The 2,989-nt window shown below is 52.1% G+C and carries 1 rRNA gene; it reads right to left on the bottom strand.

From position 1 onward, the window contains the following. Positions 1-23: 23 nt before the first annotated feature. Positions 24-2,906: ribosomal RNA gene (locus ACNA1V_RS17300) — 23S ribosomal RNA — on the bottom strand. Between the last annotated feature and the right edge of the window lie 83 nt (positions 2,907-2,989).

The following is a 2,989-nucleotide window of genomic DNA, read 5'->3' as shown; positions in this document are numbered from 1 at the left end:
GGTTTGTTAACCGCCATCGTTATAGGATCAAGCCGCACGGGCAATTAGTACTGGTTAGCTTAATGCATTACTGCACTTCCACACCCAGCCTATCAACGTCCTGGTCTCGAACGACCCTTCAGGGGGGTCAAGCCCCCGGGATACCTTATCTTCAGACGAGTTTCCCGCTTAGATGCTTTCAGCGGTTATCTCTTCCGTACTTAGCTACCCGGCAATGCCATTGGCATGACAACCGGTACACCAGAGGTACGTCCACTCCGGTCCTCTCGTACTAGGAGCAGGCTCCGTCAAGTATCCAACGCCCACGGCAGATAGGGACCAAACTGTCTCACGACGTTTTAAACCCAGCTCACGTACCACTTTAAATGGCGAACAGCCATACCCTTGGGACCGGCTACAGCCCCAGGATGTGATGAGCCGACATCGAGGTGCCAAACACCGCCGTCGATATGAACTCTTGGGCGGTATCAGCCTGTTATCCCCAGAGTACCTTTTATCCGTTGAGCGATGGCCCTTCCATTCAGAACCACCGGATCACTATGTCCTGCTTTCGCACCTGCTCGACTTGTCAGTCTCGCAGTTAAGCACGCTTATGCCATTGCACTATCAAGACGATTTCCGACCGTCTCTAGCGTACCTTCGAACTCCTCCGTTACACTTTGGGAGGAGACCGCCCCAGTCAAACTGCCCACCATGCACTGTCCCCGACCCGGATAACGGGCCAAGGTTAGAACCGCAAACAAACCAGGGTGGTATTTCAAGGTTGGCTCCNGCGAATCTGGCGACTCGCTTTCAACGCCTCCCACCTATCCTACACAGATTGGTTCACAGTCCAATGCAAAGCTACAGTAAAGGTTCATGGGGTCTTTCCGTCTAGCCGCGGGTAGATTGCATCATCACAACCACTTCAACTTCGCTGAGTCTCGGGATGAGACAGTGTGGCCATCGTTACGCCATTCGTGCAGGTCGGAACTTACCCGACAAGGAATTTCGCTACCTTAGGACCGTTATAGTTACGGCCGCCGTTTACCGGGGCTTCGATCAAGAGCTTGCACCCCATCACTTAACCTTCCGGCACCGGGCAGGCGTCACACCCTATACGTCCACTTTCGTGTTTGCAGAGTGCTGTGTTTTTAATAAACAGTCGCAGCCACCGATTCTCTGAGACCCCTTCACGCTTTGCACGCAGGTGCATCACGCTACAAGGGCATACCTTCTCCCGAAGTTACGGTATCAATTTGCCGAGTTCCTTATCCCGAGTTCTCTCAAGCGCCTTGGAATATTCATCCCGTCCACCTGTGTCGGTTTGCGGTACGGTCTCGTATAGCTGAAGCTTAGAGGCTTTTCTTGGAACCACTTCCAATCACTTCGTGAAACAAGTTTCACTCGATCCACACCCTTGAATTACGCGCCCGGATTTGCCTAAGCGCCTTCTTCGATGCAGAAACAGGGACTTCCAACACCCTGATGACCTTCCGCGATCCGTCCCCCCATCGCACTATACGACGGTACTGGAATATTAACCAGTTTCCCATCAGCTACGCATCTCTGCCTCGCCTTAGGGGCCGACTCACCCTGCGCCGATGAACGTTGCGCAGGAAACCTTGGACTTACGGCGAGGGGGCTTTTCACCCCCTTTATCGCTACTCATGTCAGCATTCGCACTTCTGATACCTCCAGCAGCCTTTACAAGCCACCTTCGCAGGCTTACAGAACGCTCTCCTACCGCGTATATCTAAGATATACACCCGCAGCTTCGGTTTATTGCTTAGCCCCGTTACATCTTCCGCGCAGGACGACTCGATCAGTGAGCTATTACGCTTTCTTTAAAGGGTGGCTGCTTCTAAGCCAACCTCCTGACTGTCTATGCCTTCCCACTTCGTTTCCCACTTAGCAATAATTCGGGACCTTAGCTGGCGGTCTGGGTTGTTTCCCTCTTGAGTCCGGACGTTAGCACCCGGTGCTCTGTCTCCCGCGCTGTACTTGCCGGTATTCGGAGTTTGCCATGGTTTGGTAAGTCGCCATGACCCCCTAGCCATAACAGTGCTCTACCCCCGGCAGTAATACGCGAGGCACTACCTAAATAGTTTTCGGAGAGAACCAGCTATTTCCAAGTTTGTTTAGCCTTTCACCCCTATCCACAGCTCATCCCCTAATTTTTCAACATTAGTGGGTTCGGTCCTCCAGTACCTGTTACGGTACCTTCAACCTGGCCATGGATAGATCACTTGGTTTCGGGTCTACACCCAGCGACTGAACGCCCTATTCGGACTCGCTTTCGCTACGCCTCCCCTATTCGGTTAAGCTTGCCACTGAATGTAAGTCGCTGACCCATTATACAAAAGGTACGCAGTCACCCCACAAGGAGGCTCCTACTGTTTGTATGCACACGGTTTCAGGATCTATTTCACTCCCCTTCCGGGGTTCTTTTCGCCTTTCCCTCACGGTACTGGTTCACTATCGGTCGATTACGAGTATTTAGCCTTGGAGGATGGTCCCCCCATCTTCAGACAGGATTTCACGTGTCCCGCCCTACTTATCGTACGCTTAGTTCCACGGTATTGATTTCGTGTACAGGGCTATCACCTGCTACGGCTGGAGTTTCCAATCCATTCCACTATCATTACCGCTAAATCGTACAGGCTCTTCCGATTTCGCTCGCCGCTACTTTCGGAATCTCGGTTGATTTCTTTTCCTCGAGCTACTGAGATGTTTCAGTTCACCCGGTTCGCTTCACTGCACCTATGTATTCAGTGCAGGATACTCCTTGCGGAGTGGGTTTCCCCATTCGGACATCTACGGATCAATGCTTGTTTGCCAGCTCCCCGTAGCTTTTCGCAGGCTACCACGTCCTTCATCGCCTGTAATCGCCAAGGCATCCACCATGTGCACTTAGTCGCTTGATCCTATAACCATGTCGGCTATAGGCTATGCTGTATGCGATTGTGCCGTTCATTCAAAGCAACTTCGATTNCTCGAAGTCTTGAGA

This window comes from Kerstersia similis, assembly GCF_965139615.1.
GTDB classification, from domain to species: Bacteria; Pseudomonadota; Gammaproteobacteria; order Burkholderiales; family Burkholderiaceae_B; genus Kerstersia; species Kerstersia similis.
This window is presented reverse-complemented; position numbering and strand designations above follow the sequence as displayed.